Source organism: Frankia tisae, from assembly GCF_025403405.1.
Classification (GTDB): Bacteria; Actinomycetota; Actinomycetes; order Frankiales; family Frankiaceae; genus Frankia; species Frankia tisai.
In genome coordinates, this window is record NZ_JANEZT010000458.1 from 1 (window position 1) to 4,525 (window position 4,525).

Annotated in this window: 2 protein-coding genes; one reads left to right on the forward strand and one right to left on the reverse strand. The window is 73.9% G+C overall.

Annotated elements, in window-relative coordinates:
- Window positions 1–74 precede the first annotated feature (74 nt).
- Complete coding sequence (locus NBZ85_RS27970) at window positions 75–1,607, forward strand: class I SAM-dependent methyltransferase (protein ID WP_261562980.1); 1,533 nt, start codon at window positions 75–77, stop codon at window positions 1,605–1,607.
- A gap of 75 nt (window positions 1,608–1,682) precedes the next feature.
- Here NBZ85_RS27970 and NBZ85_RS27975 read toward each other — a convergent pair whose 3' ends face one another.
- A complete protein-coding gene (locus tag NBZ85_RS27975; RefSeq protein WP_261560282.1) occupies window positions 1,683–4,190 on the reverse strand; it encodes a protein kinase domain-containing protein in 2,508 nt (835 codons plus the stop codon).
- Between the last annotated feature and the right edge of the window lie 335 nt (window positions 4,191–4,525).

Genomic DNA, 4,525 nt, shown 5'->3' on the forward strand with positions numbered 1-4,525 from the left:
GGCAAGGGTGAGGTTTTTTTTTTCATGCAGAGGACGGCATACGAGATGAGCGCTAGTCTCGTGGGCTCGGAGATGTGTATACGAGACAGGCTCCGTGCGCCGCCGAGACCGGCACCGGTCCCACGGCAAGGCCCGGGTCGGTCGATCCGGAGGAGCACGGCGCCGTCCGGGACAGCTTTGCCGAACTCGCGGCCATCGCCGCCGAGAGCGATCCCGCCGAGAGCGATCCCGCCGAGAGCGATCCCGCCGAGAGCGACCTCCCAGGGGGAGATCTCTCTGGGAGAGACCTTCTGGGGAGCGATCTCCCAGAAGGAGATGTCGCGGGGGACGGGCTCGGTGGGCCGGGGGCCGGGTCTGATCTCGTTCGCCAGGACGGGCACGCTCTCGACACGGGCGACGCCGCGGAGCCGACGCTGGCGCCGTTGCTGCTGCACTCCTTGTCCGACCTGCGGGAGATCTGGGTGCCGCTGATCGAGGCGTCCGGCGCGCGCAGCGTGGCCGAGATCGGTTCGGAGAGCGGGGTGACCACCGCCCTGCTCGTCAAGCTGCTCCGCGGCGGCGGCGGTGGCCGACTGGTCGTCGTCGACCCGGACCCGGGCGTGGCCCCTGTCTCGGGCGGCGGGCTCGACGTGCAGGTCATCCGCGGTTACAGCCCGCAGGCCCTCGACGGCCACGCGCCGACCGACGCCTACCTCATCGACGGTGATCACAACTACGCCACCGTGCACGGCGAGCTCACGGCGATCGCCGACGCGGTCGCCCGGTTCAGCCGCTCCTACTTCCCGCTGGTGGTCCTGCACGACGTCGGCTGGCCGGCGGGGCGGCGCGACCAGTACTACAACCCGGACCGGGTGCCCGCGGACGCCCGCCAGCCGCACTCGTGGGACGTCGGCGTCGAGATCGACGATCCCGGGGTGGTCCGCGGCGGTTTTCGCGGGATGGGGGCGTTCGCCTGGGCGCTGGCCGAGGGCGGGCCCCGCAACGGGGTGCGCACGGCGATCGAGGACTTCGTCGCCGAGCACTCCGACCTGCGGTTCTTCACAGTCGCGCCGATCTTCGGCCTGGGCGTGATCGTCGACCGTCGGGCGCCGTGGGCACGCCGGATCGCCGACCTGCTGGCGCCGTGGGTCTCCAACCGCCTGCTGTCCCGGCTGGAGCGCAACCGCGTCGACCTGTACCTGCACGTGCTGCGGTTGCAGGACGCGGCGGCGGCGGTGGCTCGTGCGCGGCAGCGGGAGTGGTCCCGGCTCGACGACGAGCGCAGCCGGCTCGCCGCCCTCGAACTGGAGCACCTGCACCGCATCGGCCAGCTTGAGCACGAGCTCGCCGAGCTGCGCCGGCGCGAGGCAGAGGACGCCGAGCGCGCCGTCCACGGCCACCGGACGGCCGCCGACGTCGACGAGCCGAGGCTCATGCAGGTCGCCCGGATTGCGGGCTTGGCACTGCGGTCCCGGCTGAGCCCGACCGGGCAGGAGCGGCTGGCACGGGTGCAGACCCGGATCGCCGACACCGGCACCGGCCGGACCGCCCTGCCCGCCCTGCGTCGCCGACCGAGCGCCTCGTCACGGGGTGGCCCGAACGGTCCAGACGTTCCCCCGCGAGGGTAGGACCATGGCCGGCCGCCCGGGTACTTCTACACGGCCGTCCTCGGCCACCACCGGCCCTGACGGCCGGCCCCGCGGTCAGCAGACCGGCTGGTAGGGGACGTCGGCGATGTGCCGCTGCCATTCGGTGTCGTCGATCTGCTTCGACGGGTCGGCGCAGGCGGCGGCGATGAGGCTGGCGTCGTCGATCCGGCTGATCCGCACGGTGTAGTCGTCGCTGGCGGTAGCGATGGCGTTGCCGTCCGGCGTCCACGCGAGGGCCTGGATCCAGTCGCCGTGCCCGTTGATCGTGCCGACCGACGCCGGGCGGCCGGTCCCGGAAACGTCCCACAGGTGCACGGTGGTGTCCCAGCCGGCCGTGGCGAGCGTCTTGCCGTCCGGGCTGAAGGCCAGGTCGAACACCCACTTCTCGTCGGCGGGGAACGACGCGGTCGCCGCGGGGCGGGACGGATCGGTGATGTCCCAGATGCGGGCCGTGCCGTCGTAGGCGCCGGTGGCCAGCCGCCGCCCGTCGGGACTGAACGCGACCGTCCACACGTAGTCGGTGTGCGCGGTGATGGCGGCCAGCGGCCGCGGCCGGCGCGGGTCGGTGATGTCCCAGAGCCGGGCCGTCCGGTCGGCGCTTGCGGTGGCCAGCAGATGGCCGTCGGGACTGAAGGCGACCTCGTTCACCCAGCTGGTGTGGCGGTCCAGCACCGACAGTGCGCTGGGATGGCGCGGATCGGTCACGTCCCACAGCCGGGCGGTGTTGTCGTAGCCGGAGGTGGCGAGTATCCGCCCGTCCGGGCTGAACGCGGCGTCGAGCACCCAGCCGTTGTGCCCGAGGATGGTGGCGAGCTCGACGGGATGGCGGGGGTCGCTGATGTCCCACAGGATCGCCGACCGGTCGTAGCTGACGGTGGCCAGCGTCCGCCCGTCCGGGCTGAACGCGGCGTCGAGCACCCAGGACGTGTGCCGGGTCAGGGTCGACAGCTTCACCGGATGGGTCCGGTCGGAGATGTCCCACAGCTGGACGAGGTTGTCCGCACCGGCCGAGGCGAGTAGCCGCCCGTTCGGGCTGATGCCGACGCCGAGCGCGGATTCGGTGTGCCCTCCGAGGACGCTGGCGGTCGCCGCGGCGAAGGAGGTGCGCAGCGCGGCACGGGCCTCGCGCACCGGGCTGATGCGGTAGGCGGCCAGTGACAGCCGGGCGGCGAGATCCGCGTCGGAGTTGCGCACGGCCTCGGCGGCCAGCGCCACGCGCGCCGCCGTCTCCTCCCGGCTTGGCCGCTGGCCGCCGCCTGTGGTCAGCGCAAGCGGCATCAACGCCGCGATGAGCAGCACCGCGAGGATGGGCGCGGCGAGCAGCGCGATGCGCCGCCGGTTCCACCGACCGTGGCGGCTCGGGGCCCCGGGGTCGTCCTCCTCGCCTGCGCCGGCCAGACCGGCGCCTGAATCTTTCGGCTCCAGCCCGTCTGCGAGGGTTCGCTGCTCCCGGTGACCGCCGCCGCCTCTGCGCGGCTCGCCCGGCCTCGGCTCGCCTGGTGCCCGCTCGCCTGGTGCCCGAGTGCCCTGGGCCGGACCTGCGGTCTCCCGGTCGCCGGTGGCCGGGGCGTTGGGACCGGCGCCGACGGCGGGCGAAGCCTGGTCTTGCGCGGCCGGCGGCGGCCACGCCCGTCCGGCAGAGGTCCCGGGCGGGGCGGCGTCGGCAGACCGTGACCGCAGCCGCGGCCACCCGGTCGGCCCGGCGCCGGCTGCCGGTCCGTCTCCGTCCACCCCGATGCGCTGAGGCGGGGCCAGGACCGGCGCCGCGGAGCGGATGACGCGGGTCACGTCCGGATCGGGATGAGTCGATGGTCCCATCCCCACCAGGCGCAGGAACAGCTCCTGTGCGGTCGGCCGGGCGGCCGGATCCTTGCGCATGGCCACCTCGACGATCGGGCGCAGCGCCGGATCGAGGCCGTCGAGCAGCGGTTCGCGGTGCACGACCCGGTAGAGCTGGACGGGCGTCGGGCCGTCGCCGAACGGGAATGACCCGGTGCCCGCGTAGGTGACGAGGCCGCCCCAGGCGAACACGTCCGCCGCCGCCGAGACGGGTTCGCCGTTGGCCTGCTCCGGCGCCATGAATGCCGGGGTACCGACCCGCTGGATCTCCTGGCTCAGCATCGTCTGGGCATCCAGTGCCCGCGCGATCCCGAAGTCGATCACCCGGGGGCCGAGGGAGGACAGCAGCACGTTGGACGGTTTGAGATCGCGGTGCACGAGACCCGCGCCGTGGATCGACGTCAGTGCCGCCGCGACGCTCACCGCGAGGCGTTCCAGGTCGGCCGAGCGCAGCGGGCCCTCCGCGGACACGCTCTGCGCGAGGGTCAACCCGTCGATGTACTCGGTGACGAGGTAGGGCAGCCCGTCCGGTGGATCGACGACGTCGAGTACCTCGGCGGTGCAGAACCGGGCCACCCGGCGGGCGATGTCCGCCTCGCGCCGGAACCGCGCCCGGAACTCGGGCACCCGGGCCAGATCCGGCCGGATGACCTTGACCGCGACGAGCCGGCCCGCGTATCCGATCACCCCGGGACGGCCCCGCCCGAGATAGACGGTGCCCATCCCGCCTTCGCCGAGCCGGCCCAGCAGCTCGACGTGGACAAGTTCCCGTGGGTCGTCGCGTTCGAGCGGCGCAACCGGGCTGCTCGGTCCCGCGCCGGCCGCCCGATCACCGCCGGTCGCCGGATTACCGCCGGTCGCCGGGGCGATCGGACCCGCCGCGTGGGCAGCGCTCCTGTCTGTGGTCGCGTCCCCCCCTGCGGTTGCACCCCCCGGACCCGCGACGCCGGCGCTCGCCAGCCCGGCCGCGCCGGCCAGTGCAGCGTGCGGCAGCGGTTCCTGAGACAGCGGGTCCTGAGACAGCGAGTGGTGGGGCGCCGGGGTGGGGGCTGCTGGCG